We start from the raw sequence: 19,440 nt of genomic DNA, 5'->3' as shown, positions 1-19,440 counted from the left end.
ACCGGCACCTCACCACGATCACGGGCCGAAGGCTACCCGGCCCGGCCGCCGACCGGCCCACGGGCGGCCCCGGAAACGGAAATCGGGGCGCGGCGTAAGCCGCGCCCCGACGCTCCCAGGCCCTTCCCGGCCGGTGGGGCGAAGATGATCGGCGCCGACCTTCGGACCGACCCGACGTGGACTGGCTGCCCCCGCCTGGCCGTTGTCTACTGGCCGTTCCTCTCACCCTGCCCGTACACCGGTAACCGCGACCGGTTCGCGCCGCCCCGCCGACCCCCGCCCGCTGGACCTGGCCGCCGCAACCTTCCGGTCGCTCGGCCAGCGGACGAGAGGACGAAGCGAACAACAGCCGCTTCCCGTGGTAGGACTCAAAGACGGTACGGCGTGCACCCCCGCCGCTGTCAACCCACCCCGGCCTGTCGTGTGCTGCGCCACGGCGTGTCGCGTCGGCGCGTCTCGATGGGTGGACCGTCCGGTCAGCCGCCGAGGTGGCGCCGCAGCACCGCCGCCGCCGCGACCGGATGCTCGCCGGCGAGCAACCCGGCCGCCGCCAGCACGTAGTCGACGTCGACGACCGGCCGGGCGGCCCGCGGCAACGCCCACCCGCCCGCATGATCGGTGAGCACCGCGTCGAGCACACCCACCGCCGACGCCGGCTCGGCGTGCCGCAGCACCCCACCGGAACCGACGAGCAGCCGCACCTCCCGCAGGTCCCGCCCGGCCCGTTCCCCGGTCGCCGCGCCGCGCGCGTGCCGACGCAACGCCACCGTCGCCGCCAACGCCGCGATCCGGCCGTCGACGGCCCGCTCGGCGTCCCCGCCGGGCAGGAACCCCGGGTCGGCGGCCCGCGCCGCCGCCGCCACCGCCAGAGCGTCCCGCTCCCCGGCGGCGAGCAGCCGCTCCTCCGCGGCGGCCCGCACCACCCCCGGCGCCGACCACCGCACGCCCAGGTCCCCCTCGACGGTGCGGGCCCGCCACAGCGTGCCGGTCACCTCCCGACCCGGGCCGGACTCCCGCTCGTCGGGCGTCAACACCGAATACACGTCGGTGGTGGCGCCGCCGACGTCCACCACGGCCAGGTCACCGCCGACGGTGTCGGCGAGGACCTCCACGCCGGTCAGCACCGCGTCCGGGGTGGCCGCCCGCACCAGCCGCGCGAACCGGACCCCACGGGACAACTTCTTCCCGCCGATGACGTGCCGCAGGAACACCTCCCGGATCGCCGCCCGCGCCGGCCCCGGCGCCAACACCCCGATCCGGGGCAGCACGTTGTCCGCCGCCGTCACCGGCACACCCGCGCCGGCCAACACCGCGTACAGCCCGTCGCGGGCGTCGACGTTGCCCGCGAGGACCACCGGCACCCGCCACCGGGCCCGCGCCAGCCGGGTCGCGTTGTGGGTGAGGGTGTCGGCGTCGCCGCCGTCGGTGCCACCCACCAGCAGCACCACGTCCGGGCGGGCCGCCCGCAACGCCGTCAACTCCGCCGCGCCCAACCGGCCGGCGGCCACGTGCACCACGTTCGCCCCCGCCGACAGGCCCACCCGCCGGCCCGCCTGCGCCGTCACCAGAGGCTCGTAGCCGACCACGGCCAGGCGCAACCCACCACCGGCCGACGAACACACGTACCACGGCACGTCACCGACCCCGGCCGCCGCGCGGGCCGCACCGACCGCGGCGTCCAGACCGTGCAGCACATCCGAACCGACGGTCGTCGGCGCGGACGCCGCGCCGACGAGCCGACCGCCGTCGAGGTCGACCACCGCCGCCTTCGTGTACGTCGACCCGACGTCGGCGCAGACCACGACGCTCACGCGGAGCTGTCCGTCGTTCGCGACTGCGGGGCTCGCAGGACCGGCTCGCTCCTCGCGCTCACAGGGCTGTCGTTCGTTCGCGACTGCGGGGCTCGCAGAACCGGCTCGCTCCTCGCGCTCACAGGGCCGGCGGCACGACCACCGTGCCGGTCGCCGTCACCGCCACGATCGGCGGCTCCAACACCTCGGCCGCCGAGTCGCCCCGGTCCGGGCGGCCCCGGCACACCACCCGCGCCTCGAAGTCGATCGTGCGGCTACGGGTGCCCACCCGCGTCACCGTCGCCACCACCTCCAGCACGTCACCGGCCCTCATCGGCGCGCGGAACTGCACCTCGGAGTACGAGGCGAACAAACCCTCGTCGCCGTCCGCGCGGATGCACACCTCCGTCGCCACATCCCCGAACAACCCCAACGCGTACGCCCCGTCGACCAGGTTCCCCGCGTAGTGGGCGTGCGCGTACGGCACATACCGGCGGTGGGTGACGGTCAGACCGAGCCGAGGGTCACTCATGCGGCGTTCGCCTTCCTGGAGGTGATCAGAGCGTGCACGAGGAAGCTGGCCACCTCGCCCGGGGTGGTGCCCCGACCGAAGATCCGGTCCACGCCCAACTCGCCGGTCATCGTCTCGTCGAACCGCGGCCCACCCACGATCAGCAGCGGTCGCCGTCCCGCCGGCATCGCCTCCCGGAACGCCGCCGACATCTCCCGCGTGTTGTGCAGATGCGCGTCGCGCTGCGTCACCACCTGCGACACCAGCACCGCGTCCGCGCGTTCCTGCCGGGCCGCCTCCACCAACTCCGGCACGCTCACCTGCGCACCCAGGTTGGTCACCTTCAACTCCCGGTAGTACTCCAGGCCCTTCTCCCCCGCGATGCCCTTCACGTTCAGGATCGCGTCGATGCCCACGGTGTGCGCGTCCGTGCCGATACACGCGCCCACCACCGACAACTTGCGGCGCAACCTCCGCTTCACCACCGCGTTGACCTCCTTGGCCGACAACAACGGGAAGTCCCGCTCCACCACCTGCACCCGGTCCAGATCCACCAGGTGGTTCACCCGCCCGTACACCACGAAGAACGTGAACCCGTCGCCGATCGGCTTGGCGTGCACGAGCATCGCCGGATCCATGCCCATCTTGTTGGCCAACTGCACGGCCGCGCCCTCGGCCCGCTTGTCGTGCGGCACCGGCAACGTGAACGACACCTGCACCATCCCGTCGCCGGTGGTGTCCCCGTACGGCCGCACGACCGTCTTACCCGTCATGCCGTGCCGGCTGGGCATGCCCTCACGGCCCTCGCTGCGCTCGGTGCGTTCGCTCATGCCGGCTGCTCCAGGATCTCTGTGGCCGGGTTGTAGTAGCCGGTCTCGTGCTTCGCGACACCGTCGATGCCCTTGCCCCGGTCCGCGGGCCGCTTCATGATCCCGAACGTGCCCTCGGCGATCGCCGTCAACAACGACTGCCCACCGATACGCTCCAACAACTCCACCGCCTCACCCAGCACCCGGTTCGCCCGCTGCTGGATGAACCCACCCGCCGCCGGCGCGAAATCCTCGTGCAGATTGCCCGCCGCGCCCAACACGTACCGCACGTTCTGCAACGCGACGTCCCGGTCCGACAACCACGGCGTCACCACCGCCTCCGTCATCATCCCCACCAGCAGGATCCCCTGCCCCGTCATGGCGCCCACCAGGTTGAAGAACCCGTCGAGCAGATTCCCCCGGAACACGTCACCGGTCATGTGCTTCGTCGGCGGCATCCACTTCAACGGCGCGTCCGGGAACAACTCCCGCGCCAACAACGCGTGCGCCAACTCCAACCGGAACGACTCCGGCACATCCGGGTTGATCTCGAACGCGTGCCCCAACCCCAACAACCGGTCCGGCAACCCCGCCTCGTGCGCGAAGAACTCGTTCAACAACTGCGACACCGTCACCGTGTGCGCCTCGTCCACCGCGTCCGCGGTGGTCAGATAGTTGTCCTCACCGGTGTTGATGATGATCCCCGCCCGCGCGTGCACCTGCCGGGAGAACCGCTGGTCCACGAACGTCCGGATCGGGTTGATGTCCCGGAACAGGATCCCGTACATCGAATCGTTGAGCATCATGTCCAGCCGCTCCAGGCCGGCCAGCGTCGCCATCTCCGGCATGCACAACCCCGACGCGTAGTTCGTCAACCGCACGTACCGGCCCAACTCCTTCGACGACTCGTCCAACGCCGCCCGCATCAACCGGAAGTTCTCCTGCGTCGCATACGTCCCGGCGAACCCCTCCCGGGTCGCCCCCTCCGGCACGTAGTCCAACAACGACTGCCCCGTCGACCGGATCACCGCGATCACGTCCGCGCCCGCCCGCGCCGCCGCCTGCGCCTGCGGAATGTCCTCGTAGATGTCCCCCGTCGCCACGATCAAATAGATCCACGGCCGCTGCTTCGGATCCCCGAACCGCTTCACCAGGCGGTCCCGCTCCGCCCGCCGCCGATCCACCTGCCGGATCCCCGCCGCCACCGCCCGCCGTGACGCCCGCCGCGCCGCCGTCGCCGCCTTCCCCGACGGCCGGTCGAAACGCACCGACCCGGCCGCCGCCTTCTGCGCCAGCAACGTCACATCCGTGACACCCTCCCGCGCGAGCGCGTCGAACACCGGCAACGCCACCCCGTGCCCCAACCCCACGTCCGCCACCACCGCGTCGACGAGACGGTTCACCCACGGAATACCGTCCGGGTCCGCGCCGGACACCCCCGCCAACCGCAGCACCGCCCGCTCCACCGACACCGTGGTGTGACTCCGCGCCAGATCCACCACCGGCTGCCCCGCCCGGCGCGCCAACTCCCGCGCCCGCGCCACAAGCGCCGGATCCAACCCAAGCTTGCTCACGAACTGCCTTCCTGATAGATCACGTCACCGCGCAACACCGTGGCCCGGCACACCGGCAACGGCGTCGGATCCGCCGGCCCCCGCAACTCCGGGTCCTCCGCCAACACCACCGGCAGCCCCCGCTCCACCCCGGCCGGGGTGTCCCACACCGCGAACGTCGCCGGCGCACCCAACGCCAACACACCCTCGTTGTCCAGGTGCACCGCCCGCCACCCGCCGCGCGTGTGCGCCGCGAACGCCGCCCGCACACTCATCCGCTGCGACGGGTTGTGATGCGCCGCCGCCGCCCGCACCGACCCCCACGGATCCACCGGCGTCACCGGCGAATCCGACCCGAACGCCAACGCCACCCCCACCCCGTGCATCGCGCCCATCGGATTCGACTCCAACGACCGGGCCAACCCCAACCGCGACTCGTACATCCGCCCCGAACCACCCCACAACCGGTCGAACGCCGGCTGCATCGACGCCACGATCCCGTACTCCACGAAACCGGCGATCAACCGCTTGCTCATGATCTCCGCGTGCTCCACCCGATGCCGGGCCGCCCGCACCCGCTCCGTGCCCAACGTCGCCGCCGCCTGCGCGAACCCCGCCAGCACCGTGTCGATCGCCGCGTCCCCGATCGCGTGGAACCCGCCCTGCATCCCGTGCGCCGCACAATCAAGCAAATGGTCACGCACCTGCTCCGCCGACACGTACCCGTGCCCGCACGCCCCCGACTCCCCGTCCAGGTACGCCGCCGACACGTGCGCCGTCCGCGACCCCAACGCCCCGTCCGCGAACAGATCCCCACCGGCGCCCACCGCACCCAGATCCCGGGCCCGCGCCGCACCCAGCAGCTCACCCCAGTACCCGTACACCTCTGGCACCCCGTCCCCGGACACCGCCAACAGCCCGGTGAAGTCCTCCTCGTCGGAAATGTCCGGACCACCGCACTCGTGCACCGCCGCGATCCCCAACGACGCCGCATGCGCCAACGCCCGACGCTGCGCCGCCACCCGCTGCGCCCGCGTCACCGACCCGAACGCCGCCGCCCGCACCACATGGTGCGCGTCACGCCGCAACCACCCCGACCCGTCGAAACCGGCCGCCCCCGCCGCCTCCGGACACGCTGCCAGCAACGACGCCGACACCAACGCCGAATGGATCGACGCCTGCGACAGATACACCCGGCGGCCCCCCGCCGCCCGATCCACCGCCGCCGCGTCCGGCAACACCGGATCCACCCACGACGACTCGTCCCACCCGTGCCCCAGCACCACCGCGTCACCCGGCAACCCGCCCGCGAACGCCGACACCGCCGCCAACAACTCACCGGCCGACCGCACCGCCGACAGATCCAGCCCCGACAACGCCAGCCCCGTGTCCGTGGCGTGCACATGCGCGTCCACGAACGCCGGCGTCACCAACGCCCCGGCCAACTCCACCACCCGATCGGCCGGCGGCGCGTCCGCGTCCGCACCCAACCAGGCGATCCGCCCGTCCCGCACCAGCAGCGCCGTCGCGCTCGGCTCGGCCGGACAGTGCAGCACTCCACCGCGGTACAGCGTCGAGGGGTTCGTCATGGCCTCAGTCTGCCGCCAGCCGCGCCTCGAACAGACCACGCACCCCCGGCTCGGCCCGCAACAACTCCAACGCCAGCTCCGCGTGCCCCGGCACGAACCCGTTCCCCACCAGCATCGTCACGTCCGCCGCCAGGCCCTCCGCGCCCAACGCCGCCGCCGCGAAACTCGTCGCCATCGAGAAGAAGACCACCGTGCCGCCGTCCGCCGTGGCCAGCACCGCGCCGTGCTCACACCCCGGCACGTCCACGCACACCACCGTCACGTCCGCCGGCACACCCAGCGCCGTGGTCACCGCCGTCGACAACCCCACCGGATCCCGGGCGTCCGCGAGGGCCACCGCGTCGGCCAACCCGGCCCGCTCCAGCGCGTCCCGCTCCGCCGCCACCGGCACCACCCCGACCGTACGACCCGCACCGGCCCGCCGCGCCGCCGCGAGAGACAGCGACCCGCTCTTGCCGGCCCCACCGATCACCGCCACCGCCACCGGACGCGGATCACCCTCCCGGCCACGCCGCGCCACCTGCTCGGCCACCACCCGCGCCGTCAACGCCGGCGCCCCACACACGTCCAGCACCGCGAGGGACAACTCCGGATGCAGATCGTCCGGCAACACCGCCGCGATCGACCGCGCGAACAGGATCGCGTAGCCGTCGCACGGCACCTGCTCACTGCGCCCGTCCCACCGGGCCAGCCCGTCGATGATCATCAGCGGCGTCAACGTCAACGACACGAGCGTCGCCACCCGGTCCCCCGGCCGCAGTCCCAGCGGGGAGCGGCGACCCGCCTCCTCCACGACGCCGATCAACATGCCGCCCGAACCGGTCACCGGGTTCTGCATCTTCCCCCGGGTCGAGATGATCTCCAGCACCTCGGCGCGGACCTTCTCCCCGTCCCCGCCGTGCTTCTCCGCCAGCTGCCGGAAACTCGCCGCGTCCAGGTTCAGCCGCTGCACCCGGATCCGCACCTCGTTCGCCGCGACAGCGGGATCGGCGTCCAAGCGCCAGGCCGCCTGCGGCAGCACCCCCGCAGGTTCCACGACTCGGTGCAGACCCACCGGTGACGTCACGCCGACCCCCTATGTCCAGCCGCCCGAAACCCCGGCCAGGGTTCGCGTCGCGGGAAAACTTACGGCAGACTAATTTCTAGACCGCAGATTTTCCAGTAGCCTTCGCAAGGTTGATCTACCCGCACCACTGACGAGGAGGGGCCGTGACACAGACCCAACCGGTGGAAACCATCCCGACGCCCCGCTCCACGCCGGTCGCCGTCCCCGCCGCCGGACAGCCCTACGAATACCGGCGCGCCCCCCTGGTCGAACCCGACTGGACCCGCTTCCCCGGCTGGCGCCACGTCACCCGCGAGCAATGGGAGAACGCCCAGTGGCAGCGGGTCAACTGCGTCAAGAACATCAAGCAGCTGCGCACCGTGCTCGGTGACCTCGTCGACGAAAGCTTCTACGCCGACCTCGAGGCCGACCAGAAGGCCCTGGCCACCATGTCCATGCTGGTGCCACCACAAATGATCAACACGATGGTGCCGTTCGCGCCCATGACCACCGAGGCGCTGCTCGCCGACCCGATCCGCCGCTACATGATCCCGGTCGCCTCCGACCGCCGCACCGACTGGCCCTCGCACCCCTACGCCAGCCGCGACAGCCTCCACGAACACGACATGTGGGTCGCCGAGGGCCTCACCCACCGCTACCCCACCAAGGTCCTCGCCGAACTGCTCTCCACCTGCCCGCAGTACTGCGGCCACTGCACCCGTATGGACCTCGTCGGCAACTCCACCCCCGCCGTCGACAAGCTCAAGCTCACCCTCAAACCGGTCGACAGGTACGACGCCCACATCACCTACCTCAAGGCCCACCCCGGCGTCCGCGACGTGGTCGTCTCCGGCGGCGACGTCGCCAACGTGCCCTGGCGCAACCTCGAGTCCTACCTCATGCGCCTGCTGGAGATCGAGACCATCCGCGACATCCGGCTCGCCACCAAGGCCCTCATGGGCCTGCCCCAGCACTGGCTCCAACCCGACGTCGTCGAGGGCCTCGAACGCGTCGCCCGCACCGCTGCCCGCCGCGGCGTCAACCTCGCCATCCACACCCACGTCAACCACGCCCAGTCGCTGACCCCGCTGGTCGCCAAGGCCACCCAGACCGCCCTCGACGTCGGCGTACGCGACGTCCGCAACCAGGGCGTGCTCATGCGCGGCGTCAACGCCACCAGCGCCGACCTGCTCGACCTCTGCTTCGCGCTCCAGGGCGAGGCGGGCATCCTGCCGTACTACTTCTACATGTGCGACATGATCCCCAACGCCGAACACTGGCGGGTCCCGGTCTGGCACGCCCAGCAGCTCCAGCACGACATCATGGGCTACCTGCCCGGCTACGCCACCCCGCGCATCGTCTGCGACGTCCCGTTCGTCGGCAAGCGCTGGGTGCACATGCTCACCGACTACGACCGCGAGCACGGCATCTCCTACTGGACCAAGAACTACCGCACCTCGATCGAGTCGGCCGACCTGGAAGCGCTCAACAAGCGCTACGCCTACTACGACCCGATCGACACCCTGCCCGACGCCGGCCAGTCCTGGTGGCACACCCACCGCGACGACTGATCTCCACGCCAGCCGTCGCCCCCGCAGGCCGAGCCGGCCGCGGGGGCGACGCCGTTCCCGCCCCGGAGACACGTCGGTGGGCCACCGGATCTCGGTGGCCCACCGATCGCACGCTCACTTCTCGAACGCGTCCTTCACGTCGCGACCGGCCTGCTTGACGTTCTCCCCGGCCTGCTTGGCGCGCGCCGTGCTCTGCTCGCTGGCGCCCTCGGCCCGCAACCGCTCGTTGTCGGTGGCGTCACCGATGCGCTCCTTCGCCATGCCGGTCATCTCCTGGGCCTTGTTCTTCGCCTTGTCGGTGAAGCTCATCTCGCCCTCCTCGTCTGGGCTGCCCGTTGCGCTTGTCGCGTCCCCGGTGTGGGCGTGGGCAAACGCGGTGCGGGTGGGCACACCCGGTAGAGCGTCCTAGGATAATAGGTTGAAGGTGGACGCCGAGCGGCCCCGTCCGGGGCATGCTTGACTGGGGCGGTGAATGAGATCCTGCTGGTCCGGCACGGCGAGACCACCTGGAGCGCCAGCCACCGGCACACCTCGTACACCGACCTGGAGCTGACCCCCGACGGCGAACGACAGGCCCGCGCGCTCGCCCCCCTGCTCGCCGGCCGACGCTTCGTACGCGTGCTGTCCAGCCCACGGCAGCGCGCCACCCGCACCGCGCTCCTGGCCGGGCTCACCGTCGACGCCACCGACCCCGACCTGGCCGAGTGGAACTACGGCGAGTACGAGGGCCGCACCACCGCCGCCATCACCGAGGAACGACCGGGCTGGACGATCTGGGCCGACGGCGGCCCCGACGGCGAGTCACCGGACCAGGTCGGCGCACGCCTCGACCGGGTCCTCGACCGGATCGCCCCGCTGCTGGAACACGGCAGCGTCGCGCTCGTCGGGCACGGGCACAGCCTGCGGGTGCTCGGGGCACGCTGGATCGGGCTGCCGCCGGCGGCCGGCGGGCTGCTGCGGCTGGACACCGCCACGCTCAGCGTGCTCGGTCACGAACACGGCCGGCGGGTCGTCAAGCGCTGGAACCTGCCGGCTCCGACGCCGACCGGGAACGGACCCGACCAGGCAGCTCGGCACTGATCCGCGGCGGCCGGTGCTCATAGGGTGTGGAGAGCACGACAGTGGTGCGGGTGGTGACGTTCGCGGAGGTGCGGATCTCCTGCAGCAGCCGCTCCAGGTCGGCCGGGCCGGCCACCCGCACGAGCAGGAGATAGAAGTCCTCCCCCGCGACCGAGTAGCAGGAATCGATCTCCGGCAGGTGCGCCAGCCGCTCCGGCGCGTCGTCGGGCTGCGACGGATCGAACGGCCGGATCGCCACGAACGCCGTCAGCGGCAGGTCCAGCGCCTCGAACGACACCCGCGCGGCGTACCCCTTGAGCACGCCGCGTTGCTCCAGCCGGCGGACCCGCTGGTGCACGGCGGACACGGACAGGCCCACCCGCTCGGCCAGGTCCGTGTACGACAGGCGGCCGTCCCCGGTCAACGCCGCCACGATCGCGCGGTCGATCTCCTCCACGCGCTGAAACCTACCGGAGACAGCGCTCCCACGCCGTCCCCGCCCCGCCGTGGTGACGCTCAGCGCGCCGCGCGGTCGCGGACCGCGTCCGCGGCGTAGTTCAACACCTCCGCCATGTCCTCCTCGTCGAGGAACGGCAGATCGGTGAGGATGTCCGTGACGGACATGCCCTCGGCCATCATGGCCAGCAGCGTGGCCACCGGGATGCGCGACTGCCGCACGCACGGCGCGCCACCCATGACGTCGGGGTCGACGGTGATCCGGGGGAAGGTCACCGCGACAGGTTAGCCCTTGGCCAGGGCGCGGGAGATCACCAGGCGCTGGATCTGGTTGGTGCCCTCGACGATCTGGAGCACCTTCGCCTCGCGCATGTACCGCTCGACCGGGTGGTCGGCGACGTAGCCGGCGCCGCCGAGCACCTGCACCGCGTCGGTGGTCACCCGCATGGCCAGGTCGGTGGCGAACAGCTTCGCCTTCGCCGCCTCGATCGAGTACGGCCGGCCGGCGTCGCGCAGCCGCGCGGCGGCGAGCATGAGCGCGCGGGCGGCCGAGATGCCGGTGGCGTGGTCGGCCAGGTTGAACCCCAGCCCCTGGAAGTCGATGATCGCGCGGCCGAACTGCCGGCGCTCCCGGGCGTAGCCGACCGCGTAGTCGAGCGCCGCCTGCGCCAGACCCACCGCGCAGGCGGCGATGCCGAGACGCCCGGAGTCCAGCGCGGACATCGCGATGGCGAAACCGGCGCCCTCGCCGCCGATCAGCCGCTCCGCCGGCACCCGGGCGTCGTCGAAGGCGATCTGGGCCACCGGGGAGGCGTGCAGGCCCATGGTGCGCTCGGCGGCCTGCGGGTGGATGCCGGGCGTGTCCCGGTCGGCCAGCAGGCAGGAGATGCCCTTCGCGCCGGGCCCGCCGGTGCGGCAGAAGATGTCGTAGAAGTCGGCGACCCGGGCGTGGGTGATCCACGCCTTGGTGCCGGTCACCACGTAGTCGTCGCCGTCGCGGACCGCCCGGGTGGTGAGCGACGCCGCGTCCGACCCGCCCTGCGGCTCGGAGAGGCAGTACGCCCCGAGCAACTCCCCACCGATCAGGTCGGGCAGCCGCTTGCGCTGCTCGTCGGTGCCGAACGCGGCCAGCGGGTGGCAGGACAGCGTGTGCACGCTGACGGCCTCGGCCACGGCCAGCCAGCGGCTGGCGAGGATCTCCAGCACCTGGAGGTAGACCTCGTACGGCTGGGCGGCGCCGCCGTGCTCCTCGGCGTACGGCAGCCCGAGCAGGCCGGCCCGGCCCAGGGTGCGCAGCACGTCGCGGGGGAACTCGCCGCGCTGCTCGAAGTCGGCGGCCCGTCCGGCCAACTCCCGGTCGGCGAGCTCGGTGGCGAGGTCCAGCAGGTCGTGGGCCTCGTCGGTGGGCAGGATCCGGTCGACGTCCATGGCGGGTTGAGCTCCGTGGGGTAAGTGAGCCGGTGCGGCATCCGTGGTGTGGACCCCTGAAGCTTAACGTTCGTTTGGTCGAGGTGGTGCACGCGCGCTCCTGTCGTACCCGTGATCCATGATCCTTGTCGTCACAGCGGCACGGATCACGGGCCGGCGACGGCGGTCCGGCGTGCCCGGCGCCGGCCGCCGGCGGGGAGGTCGGGACAATGACGGAGGCCCAGGACGCCTCGTGGCGACGGCGGAGCGTGCTGCGGGTGGCGCCACCCGCGCGGGCCCGCAAGCTCGCCAAGGTGCCCTTCGTGGAGCTGGCCGACGGGCGGCTGCAGGGGGTGGTGTCGAGCGGCTCCGACGTGGAGCGGGTCTACGTCTCCTCGGTGACCGCAGGCAGCCACGCGGTCAACTGCAGCACCAACAACAACCGGCCCTGCGGCGGCCTGCGCGGCAGCATGCTCTGCAAACACCTGCACGCGCTCGCCGACGAGGCCGTGCTCCAGTACGGCGTCGCGCAGGTCGCCGGCTACCTGCGCGTCGACGTCGGCGACGGCGTCTCCGGCGGCGCCGAGCTGCTGGCCCGCACCGACGCGCGGCACGAACCCGGCCCGGCGGCGGTGGTGTTCAGCCGGTTCCTGCGCCACCTGGCCTACCTGGAGGTCCCGCCGAGCGGCGCGCCCGTGCCCGAACTGCACTGGTTCCCGGCCACGGCGGGGGTGCGCTGATGCTCGCCGCGCACCTCACCCAACTCGACGACGGCCTGCCACCCGGGATGGCCGAGGCCCTCACCGTGGTCGACGGCGTCGACGACACGCTCACCCGCGGCCTGGCCCGCCCCGGCGAGCCGGACGCCGCCGCATGGGCCGCGCTGGCCGCCGCGGTCGGCGGCACCCCGCTGGCCGAACCCGCCGCCGAGGCGGTCCGCGCGGCGACCACCGGCGCGCTCACCGACGCGCACCTGGCCGTGCTCGCCGGCGCCCGCGCCGCGCTGCTCGGCGCCGCGCACGACGCCCTGCTGAACCGGCTCGACGAGGCGCTGCACCGCTCCCGCTCCCCGTGGGCCGCCGCCCCGCCCGACTCCGCCGCCGGCTCCCGGTCGGACGCCGCGCCGTCCGGATCCTCGTCGGACACCGAGCCGTCCGGATCCTCGTCGGACACCGCGCCGTCCGGGGCGCCGCCGGACGCCGCGCCGGACGACTCCCCCGGGCGGGCCGGGGCGCGCGCCTGGCTGCACGAACTGGCGCTCGCCGGATGGCGCGGCGCCGACCACGAGCTGCTCTCCGGCGTCGCCGCGCCGGTGGAGGCCGCGCTCGCCGTGCCGGCGCTGCGCCGCCTCGCGGTGCTGCTCGACGGTCTCGCCGCCGAGCTGCGCACGGGCACGGCGGCCGACCCGGCGCGGGTGCCCGCCCGCCGCTGGGCCGATCTGTGGGCCCGGGCCGTGCTGCTCGCCGCCGGCGCCGCCGACGAGACCGCGCCGCCGGAGCCGGTCTCCGGCCGGCTGCTGCCGCTCGGCGTCGACGTGCACGAGCACGACACCGCCTTCCAGGCCCAGGTGCACGCCGTGTTCGAACCGGCCGGCGGCGGCACCGTCCGGCTGGTCCGGGTCAGCGTGGCCGCGGCGAAGGTCGCCACCATCGTCGGCCCGGCCGGCTGGCGGCTGCTGGAGGCGTACCCGGTGCTGCTCAAGGCCCTGGCCGAACGACGGAGCGTGACCGTCACCGACATGCCCGCGCACGGCGGCGACTTGCGCTGGGTCGACGAACGCGCCGCGCTCGGCGACCCGGCCGACCCGTTCGCCACGGCCCGGGTGCTGCTCGCCGACGCCACCGCCGCCGCGACCCCGCCGCTGCAACGCCACCCCGCCGCGATCGCCGAGCCGGTCCTGGCCGAGGGCCGGGTCACCCGCGACGGCGACGGCGCCCTGCTCGTCGACCTCGGCGGCCGGGCGATCCCGCTGGCGACCGACCGGCTGCCCGCGGCCGGGCCGCTCACCCCGGCCCTGCTCGCCACCACCACCGCCTGCCTCGGCCTGCTGCGCTGGGACGACGGCCGCTGGCTGCTGCAACCCCTCGCGGTCCGGGCCACCGTCAAGAAGCAGACCGTCGAGGCGCACAACGGCGACTGGGCGTGCGGCGTCACCGACGCCAAGGTCGCCAAGGCCGAGGCCAGGGCCGGCGACGCCGTGGCCGTGCTGCGCGAACGCGCCGGAAGGTTGCTGCGCCGATGACCGCCGACCACGCCAACCGCCGCCAGGTGCTCTACTGGCGGCTGCTCGCCCGCCTGTTCCACCCCGACGAGCAGCCCACGCTCGAGTCCGCGAGCGTCGCCGTGGTCGACGACCTCGGCCTGCCGCCCGCGCTGCTCGACCCGGCCGTCTCGGTGGACACCGTCGTCCAGCGCTTCCCGGCGCTCGCCGACGAGCTGCGCGGCCTGCTCACCGCCGACGACACCCCGGGCGGCACCGGGCCGTTCCAGGCGGGCGAGACCGAGGTACGCCGGGCCGCGCTCGCCGCCAAACTGCTGCTCAACGTGTTCGCCACCGGCGCCGGCGAGGTCAGCGCCGGGCAGCTCGCCCGCTGGCAGGCCGACGCCGGCTGGTTCGAGCAGGCGTGCGGCGTCCCGCCCGGCGAGTTGCGCCGCGACGGCACCGGCCTGGGCGCCACGCTCGCCGGCCTGGAGGGCGACCTGGTCCGCCGGATGCGCCTGCGGGAGGTCCTCGCCGACCCGGTGCTCGCCGCCCGGCTGACCCCGAGCATGTCCCTGATCGAGCAGCTCCTGCGCGACAAGTCGAACCTGTCCGGGGTGGCGCTGGCGAACGCCAAGTCGCTGATCCGCCGCTACGTCGACCAGGTCGCCGAGGTGCTACGCACCCAGGTGGCGCAGGCCACCGTCGGCGCCGTCGACAGGTCGGTGCCGCCCAAGCGGGTCTTCCGCAACCTCGACCTGGACCGCACCATCTGGCAGAACCTGACCAACTGGAGCCCGGAGGACGAACGCCTCTACGTCGACCGGCTCTATTACCGGCAGACCGCCCGCCGCACCACCCCGGCCCGGCTCATCGTGGTCGTCGACCAGTCCGGCTCGATGGTCGACTCCATGGTCAACTGCACCATCCTCGCGTCCATCTTCGCCGGCCTGCCCAAGGTCGACGTGCACCTGATCGCCTACGACACCCGGGCGCTGGACCTCACCCCGTGGGTGCACGACCCGTTCGAGGTGCTGCTGCGCACCAACCTCGGCGGCGGCAACGACGGCCCGGTCGCCATGGCCCTGGCCCGCCCCAAAATCGTCGAGCCGCGAAACACCGTGCTGGTCTGGATCTCCGACTTCTACGAGTTCGACCGCTCCCAACCGCTGTTCGACGGCATCGAGGCGGTGCACCGCTCCGGGGTGAAGTTCATCCCCGTCGGCTCCGTCAACAGCTCCGGCCACCAGAGCGTCAACCCCTGGTTCCGGCAACGCTTCAAGGACCTCGGCACGCCCGTCATCTCCGGCCACATCCGCAAGCTCGTCACCGAGCTGAAGAACTTCCTCACCTAGGAGAGCACCCCTGATGTCCGACATGCTCCGCGCCCCCGCCGAGGTCAAGTACGCCGACGAGCTGGCCTGGCTCGAATCGGTCGACACCGGGCCGAAGCCGTTCTCCTGGCGCCTCAGCCCCCGCATGGTCCGCCTGTTCATCCTCGGCTCCGAACGCGCCGACGGCCTCGACCGGGAGATCCCGCAGAAGTGGTTCGGCGATCGCAGCTTCGTCGAACGCAGCATCGTCACGCTCGCCTCCGACCGGGGCCTGCTGCTCATCGGTGACCCCGGCACCGGCAAGAGCTGGCTCGCCGAGCTGCTCTCCGCCGCGATCTGCCGCAACTCCACCCTGGTCGTGCAGGGCACCGCCGGCACCACCGAGGACCACATCAAATACTCCTGGAACGTCTCCATGGTCATCGCCCGCGGCCAGTCCCGCGAGTCGATGATCCCCTCGCCGATCATGAACGCGATGGAACAGGGCGTCATCGGCCGCTTCGAGGAGCTGACCCGCTCCACGAGCGACGTGCAGGACGCGCTCATCTCGATCCTGTCCGAGAAATACGTCTCCATCCCCGAGCTGGACCATGACAACATCGTCTTCGCCCAGCCCGGCTTCTCGATCATCGCCACCGCCAACAGCCGCGACCGGGGCGTCAACGACCTCTCCTCCGCGCTCAAGCGCCGGTTCAACTTCGTCCGCATCCCGGTCGTCACCAACAAGCGCAGCGAGGCGGAGATCGTCCGCTTCCGCACCGAGGAACTGCTGCGCCGGCACCGCATCGAGCTGGAGGTCCCCCCGACCCTGCTCGACATCCTGTTGCAGAGCTTCGCCGACCTGCGCGCCGCCGCGTCCGCCGCCACCAGCGACGACGAGAAGCTCGAGTCGGCGCTGTCCACCGCCGAGCAGATCGGCGTGCTGGAGGACGCCGTCCTGCACAGCCAGTTCTTCGGCGACCGCGTCCTGCGCGCGCAGACCCTCGCCGGATCCCTCGTCGGGTCGCTGGCCCGCCGCAGCCCGGAAGACCTCGCCATCCTCAACAAATACCTGCACGGCGTCGTCGAGCCCCGCGCCAAGGCCGACGGCGGCGACTGGGACGGCTTCCTCGACGGCGGCCGCCAGGCGATCGCGTCCCTGTCGTGACCGCGCCCGCCCCGACCGGCCTGTTCGGCGCGCTGCGCGAACAGCTCACCGACGCCGCCGCCGCGTTCGCCGACTCCCCCGACGCGCTCGCCGACATCCTCGCCGGCATGGTCGACGACGTCGACCGGGCCCTGCGCGAACGGTTGGAGATCTTCCCGGTCTGCCACCACTCCCCCGCGTCCGCGCTGGCCATGGCCCGCCGGCTGCGCGCCCGCCCACCCAAGGTCATCTACCTCGAACTCTGCGAGGACCTGCGGCCCCTCCTCGACGAGCTGCGCAACTGCCGCCTGCCGGTGGCCGTCCAGGCGTTCGCCACCGAGCTCGACGGCTTCCCCGTCGAGTGGAGCCCGCTGAGCGTCATCGCCCCGATCACCGAGGCCTCCGCGGAATACCAGGCCATCGCGTACGCCCTGGACACCCCCGGCGTGGAGCTGGTCCTCGTGGACCGCTCCACCGACCACGTCTACCAGTGGACCCCCCGCGCGGACGGCCCCGACGGCCCCGACGGCGCCGACGCGGCCCCGACGTCCGACGAGGACGCCGCGCTGCACGGCGAGGCGATCGGCGTGGAGATCGGCGACCTGCGCCCCCGGTTCGCCGAGCTGGAGGCGCACCTGCTGCACCACGGCAAGGTCCGGCACTGGTCGGAATGGTGGGAGCAGTACGTCGAACGACCCCTCGCCGACGCCGACCACGACACCTACCGGCAGGTCATGGTGCTCATCGGCAGCCTGTTCCGGCGGCTGCGCCCGACCCGGGCCGCCCACGACGACCGCGACGAGGACCGCGAACGCCACATGTGGACCCGGATGCGCCAACACCTCACCGCAACCGGCGCCGACCCGAACGACTGCCTCTACGTGTGCGGCGCCTACCACGCCGCCAGCCACGTCGAGCAGTTCGGCCTCGACGCCACCGCGCCGGACTTCCCGATCAGCCCCCGCACCGGCACCCGCTGGCGCTACGGTCTCATCCCGTCCAGCCACTCGGCCATCGAGGCGCAGTTCGGGCTCGCCCCCGGCACCGTCTCCATCGCCGCCGCCAACTGGACCACCGCGCTCAGCCGCAGCAAGCTCACCCCCTACCGGCTGACCGGGCAACCAAGCGGGAAGAAGGGCCGGCGGACCCGCGCGGGCACCGCGCCCGCCACGCCCGAGGACGCCGCCGACCGCCTCACCGGCTTCCTCGCCGCGCCACCCGCGCTCGACGACCTCGACGAGGCGCAGCTGCGCGGCTGGTGCGTCGACATCGTCCGGCTCGCCCGCCGCAACGGCTACCTGGCCAGCACCGCCGACGCGATCGCCGTGTTCGAGACCTCGATCCTGCTGGCCAACCTGCGCAACCGGGCCCGACCCACACCGTACGACTTCGCCGACGCCGCGGTCACCTGCATCGAGAAGGACGTGGTGCCCGGGCGGCGCGACGTCCGCCGGCTCTGCGAGATCCTGCTCGGCGGCGACCGGATCGGCCAGGTCGGATACGACTCCCTGCCGCCGCTGGCCCGCGACGTCCTCGACCGGCTCGCCCCGCTCGGCCTCGACCTGCAGCGGCGCACCGTGCAGCGCGCCCTGCTCGACCTGCGTGCGGACCCGACGCTGGCGCCCTGCTCCGACCTGCTCTGGATGCTGCGGCACCTGCTGCCCGCCGACGCGGTCCGCCCGATCATGGGGGAGCACCGCCTCGGCCACCGCTCCACCCAGGAGAGCTGGGACCTCGCCCTCGGCCGCAACCAGCGCGCCCTGATCGAGCTGGGCTACGAGGGCGTCACCGTCGAGCAGGTGCTGGAACAGCGACTCCGCCGAGCCGTCCGCGGCCCGGACGCCACCGCCGCCCGCGCGCTCGCCGCCGTCGAGGACGCCATCCGCCTGCTCGGCAGCCCCCGCCTGATCGACGAACTCGGCACGCGGGCGGTGGAGCTGCTCGCCGCCGAACGCACCGTCGACGACGCCCCGGAGGTGCTGCGCCGCATCCGCCGGTTGCTCGCCCATCACCGCACCACCGCGCCGGCGCTGCCCGCCTGGTGCCGGGCGTTCGTCACCACCGGCTACGCCCACTACTGCACCCTGCTGCCCACCGCGTTCGTCGACGAGGCCACCGGCGTACGGCAGGTCGGCGCGATGCTCGGCTTCCTGTTCAGCATGGAGAGCCTCGCGTTGTCGCTGGGCTGCGACCGGTCCCAGCTCGAACTGGCCGTCGCCCAGGCCCACCCCGAGGCGCCGGCCAAGCTGGCGCTGCTCTGGGCCGCCCGCCACCAGCTCGGCCTGCTGCCCCTGGCGCGCCTGCGCGAGCGCTGCGCCGAGCTGCTGGCCAACCCGCTCGTGGTGCCGGCGTTCCCGCAGTACCTGTCCGGCTTCGTGCACGCGCTCGACCCGGTGCCCGGGCTCGCGCCGTTCGTGGTCGAGACCATGTCCGCCGCGTTCGCCGGGCTGCCCGACCCGGTGCTGCTGCCCTGGCTGCCCACCCTGATCACCACGCTCCGCGAGCACGGTCCCGAGTTGGTACCGCTGCTGGTCCGCGAGGCGGAACGCACCTTCCCCGCAACGCTGCCCGCGCTCGACGGCTGGACCCCGCCGTGGGCCGCCGACCCGGGCGCGCCCGCCGTGCCGACGCCGACCGTCCAGGCGGGGCCGGCGCACGACCTGCTGACCGCCCACCCGGAGGCGGTCGACGCGATCGCCGCGCTGCTCGGCTGCGACGCACCGTGGCGTTCCCCCACCGACGCGGCCCAGATATCCGGCGGCGCTGGCGGGGCCCCGGTGGCGGGCGCCGCGGCGGCGCTGCTCACCGCGCATCCGGCCACCGCGCACGCCGTGGCGGCCCTGGTGACCCGGCCTCCGCGCACGCCGTGGCGGCCCTGTTGACCACGCCGGACCGCACCGCGGTCGGCACGGGGTGACCGGCGTCCACACGAGAGCTTCGAGGACCTCGACGTCGGCGCCGTGGCGGGCGTCAGGTCCGAAGCCCGGCGT

General features: G+C 73.1%; 17 protein-coding genes. 7 read left to right on the top strand and 10 right to left on the bottom strand.

What is annotated here, in order from left to right:
• Positions 1 to 476: 476 nt before the first annotated feature.
• The 6 genes from O7613_RS09850 to O7613_RS09825 form a co-directional block, all read right to left on the bottom strand.
• Complete coding sequence (locus tag O7613_RS09850) at positions 477 to 1,811, bottom strand: glutamate mutase L (protein WP_282293418.1); 1,335 nt, start codon at positions 1,809 to 1,811, stop codon at positions 477 to 479.
• Between the two features lie 118 nt (positions 1,812 to 1,929).
• Entirely contained in the window at positions 1,930 to 2,322 is a 393-nt protein-coding gene (locus O7613_RS09845; protein ID WP_282293417.1) for a hotdog domain-containing protein, read from the bottom strand.
• Positions 2,319 to 3,074: an OAM dimerization domain-containing protein gene (locus O7613_RS09840; protein ID WP_282294516.1), complete on the bottom strand. Its 756-nt coding sequence runs from the start codon at positions 3,072 to 3,074 to the stop codon at positions 2,319 to 2,321. Before O7613_RS09840 ends, O7613_RS09845 begins: the two co-directional genes overlap by 4 nt.
• Before the next feature lie 53 nt (positions 3,075 to 3,127).
• On the bottom strand, positions 3,128 to 4,684 hold the full coding sequence (locus O7613_RS09835) for a lysine 5,6-aminomutase subunit alpha (RefSeq protein ID WP_282293416.1): 1,557 nt from the start codon (positions 4,682 to 4,684) through the stop codon (positions 3,128 to 3,130).
• Positions 4,681 to 6,252: an amidohydrolase family protein gene (locus tag O7613_RS09830; RefSeq protein WP_282293415.1), complete on the bottom strand. Its 1,572-nt coding sequence runs from the start codon at positions 6,250 to 6,252 to the stop codon at positions 4,681 to 4,683. Before O7613_RS09830 ends, O7613_RS09835 begins: the two co-directional genes overlap by 4 nt.
• Before the next feature lie 4 nt (positions 6,253 to 6,256).
• Positions 6,257 to 7,306, bottom strand: coding sequence for a zinc-binding alcohol dehydrogenase (locus O7613_RS09825; RefSeq protein WP_282294515.1), 1,050 nt, complete (start codon positions 7,304 to 7,306; stop codon positions 6,257 to 6,259).
• A gap of 173 nt (positions 7,307 to 7,479) precedes the next feature.
• Between O7613_RS09825 and O7613_RS09820 the strand changes: the two genes are divergently transcribed.
• Positions 7,480 to 8,868: a lysine 2,3-aminomutase gene (locus tag O7613_RS09820; RefSeq protein WP_281590294.1), complete on the top strand. Its 1,389-nt coding sequence runs from the start codon at positions 7,480 to 7,482 to the stop codon at positions 8,866 to 8,868.
• A gap of 114 nt (positions 8,869 to 8,982) precedes the next feature.
• Here the strand turns inward: O7613_RS09820 and O7613_RS09815 are convergent, their stop codons facing one another.
• The gene (locus tag O7613_RS09815; protein WP_281589449.1) at positions 8,983 to 9,177 is read right to left on the bottom strand and encodes a CsbD family protein; all 195 of its coding nucleotides are present in this window, start codon (positions 9,175 to 9,177) and stop codon (positions 8,983 to 8,985) included.
• A gap of 159 nt (positions 9,178 to 9,336) precedes the next feature.
• On the opposite strand from O7613_RS09815, the gene O7613_RS09810 reads away from it, so the two are divergent.
• On the top strand, positions 9,337 to 9,948 hold the full coding sequence (locus tag O7613_RS09810; protein WP_282293414.1) for a histidine phosphatase family protein: 612 nt from the start codon (positions 9,337 to 9,339) through the stop codon (positions 9,946 to 9,948).
• On the opposite strand, the gene O7613_RS09805 is transcribed toward O7613_RS09810, so the two are convergent.
• From O7613_RS09805 to O7613_RS09795, 3 genes are read right to left on the bottom strand one after another with little or no spacing between them, the layout of a single operon-like run.
• Entirely contained in the window at positions 9,881 to 10,384 is a 504-nt protein-coding gene (locus tag O7613_RS09805) for an Lrp/AsnC family transcriptional regulator (RefSeq protein ID WP_281589453.1), read from the bottom strand. The two genes, O7613_RS09810 and O7613_RS09805, sit on opposite strands and share 68 nt — an antisense overlap.
• 59 nt (positions 10,385 to 10,443) lie before the next feature.
• Complete coding sequence (locus O7613_RS09800) at positions 10,444 to 10,659, bottom strand: DUF433 domain-containing protein (protein ID WP_282293412.1); 216 nt, start codon at positions 10,657 to 10,659, stop codon at positions 10,444 to 10,446.
• A gap of 9 nt (positions 10,660 to 10,668) precedes the next feature.
• The gene (locus O7613_RS09795; protein WP_282293410.1) at positions 10,669 to 11,811 is read right to left on the bottom strand and encodes an acyl-CoA dehydrogenase family protein; all 1,143 of its coding nucleotides are present in this window, start codon (positions 11,809 to 11,811) and stop codon (positions 10,669 to 10,671) included.
• A gap of 248 nt (positions 11,812 to 12,059) precedes the next feature.
• Between O7613_RS09795 and O7613_RS09790 the strand changes: the two genes are divergently transcribed.
• From O7613_RS09790 to O7613_RS09770, 5 genes are read left to right on the top strand one after another with little or no spacing between them, the layout of a single operon-like run.
• Entirely contained in the window at positions 12,060 to 12,530 is a 471-nt protein-coding gene (locus tag O7613_RS09790) for a hypothetical protein (RefSeq protein ID WP_282294514.1), read from the top strand.
• Complete coding sequence (locus O7613_RS09785) at positions 12,530 to 14,032, top strand: hypothetical protein (RefSeq protein WP_282293409.1); 1,503 nt, start codon at positions 12,530 to 12,532, stop codon at positions 14,030 to 14,032. The genes O7613_RS09790 and O7613_RS09785 overlap by 1 nt, the downstream gene beginning before the upstream one ends.
• The gene (locus tag O7613_RS09780) at positions 14,029 to 15,345 is read left to right on the top strand and encodes a VWA domain-containing protein (protein WP_282293408.1); all 1,317 of its coding nucleotides are present in this window, start codon (positions 14,029 to 14,031) and stop codon (positions 15,343 to 15,345) included. The genes O7613_RS09785 and O7613_RS09780 overlap by 4 nt, the downstream gene beginning before the upstream one ends.
• 13 nt (positions 15,346 to 15,358) lie before the next feature.
• Positions 15,359 to 16,471, top strand: a complete 1,113-nt coding sequence (locus tag O7613_RS09775; RefSeq protein WP_282293407.1) for an AAA family ATPase — start codon at positions 15,359 to 15,361, stop codon at positions 16,469 to 16,471.
• A complete protein-coding gene (locus O7613_RS09770; RefSeq protein ID WP_282293406.1) occupies positions 16,468 to 19,332 on the top strand; it encodes a DUF5682 family protein in 2,865 nt (954 codons plus the stop codon). Before O7613_RS09775 ends, O7613_RS09770 begins: the two co-directional genes overlap by 4 nt.
• Positions 19,333 to 19,440 lie beyond the last annotated feature (108 nt).

The sequence above is a fragment of the Micromonospora sp. WMMD975 genome (assembly GCF_029581215.1).
Classification (GTDB): domain Bacteria; phylum Actinomycetota; class Actinomycetes; order Mycobacteriales; family Micromonosporaceae; genus Micromonospora.
The sequence above is the reverse complement of the archived record's forward strand: the minus strand, read 5'-3'. Positions and strand labels throughout refer to the sequence as shown.

Coding starts and splice junctions, on each gene's coding strand:
- O7613_RS09795 (WP_282293410.1), bottom strand. CDS start 11,811: ATGGACGTCGACCGGATCCTGCCCACCGACGAGGCCCACGACCTGCTG.
- O7613_RS09775 (WP_282293407.1), top strand. CDS start 15,359: ATGTCCGACATGCTCCGCGCCCCCGCCGAGGTCAAGTACGCCGACGAG.
- O7613_RS09830 (WP_282293415.1), bottom strand. CDS start 6,252: ATGACGAACCCCTCGACGCTGTACCGCGGTGGAGTGCTGCACTGTCCG.
- O7613_RS09815 (WP_281589449.1), bottom strand. CDS start 9,177: ATGAGCTTCACCGACAAGGCGAAGAACAAGGCCCAGGAGATGACCGGC.
- O7613_RS09785 (WP_282293409.1), top strand. CDS start 12,530: ATGCTCGCCGCGCACCTCACCCAACTCGACGACGGCCTGCCACCCGGG.
- O7613_RS09840 (WP_282294516.1), bottom strand. CDS start 3,074: ATGACGGGTAAGACGGTCGTGCGGCCGTACGGGGACACCACCGGCGAC.
- O7613_RS09845 (WP_282293417.1), bottom strand. CDS start 2,322: ATGAGTGACCCTCGGCTCGGTCTGACCGTCACCCACCGCCGGTATGTG.
- O7613_RS09780 (WP_282293408.1), top strand. CDS start 14,029: ATGACCGCCGACCACGCCAACCGCCGCCAGGTGCTCTACTGGCGGCTG.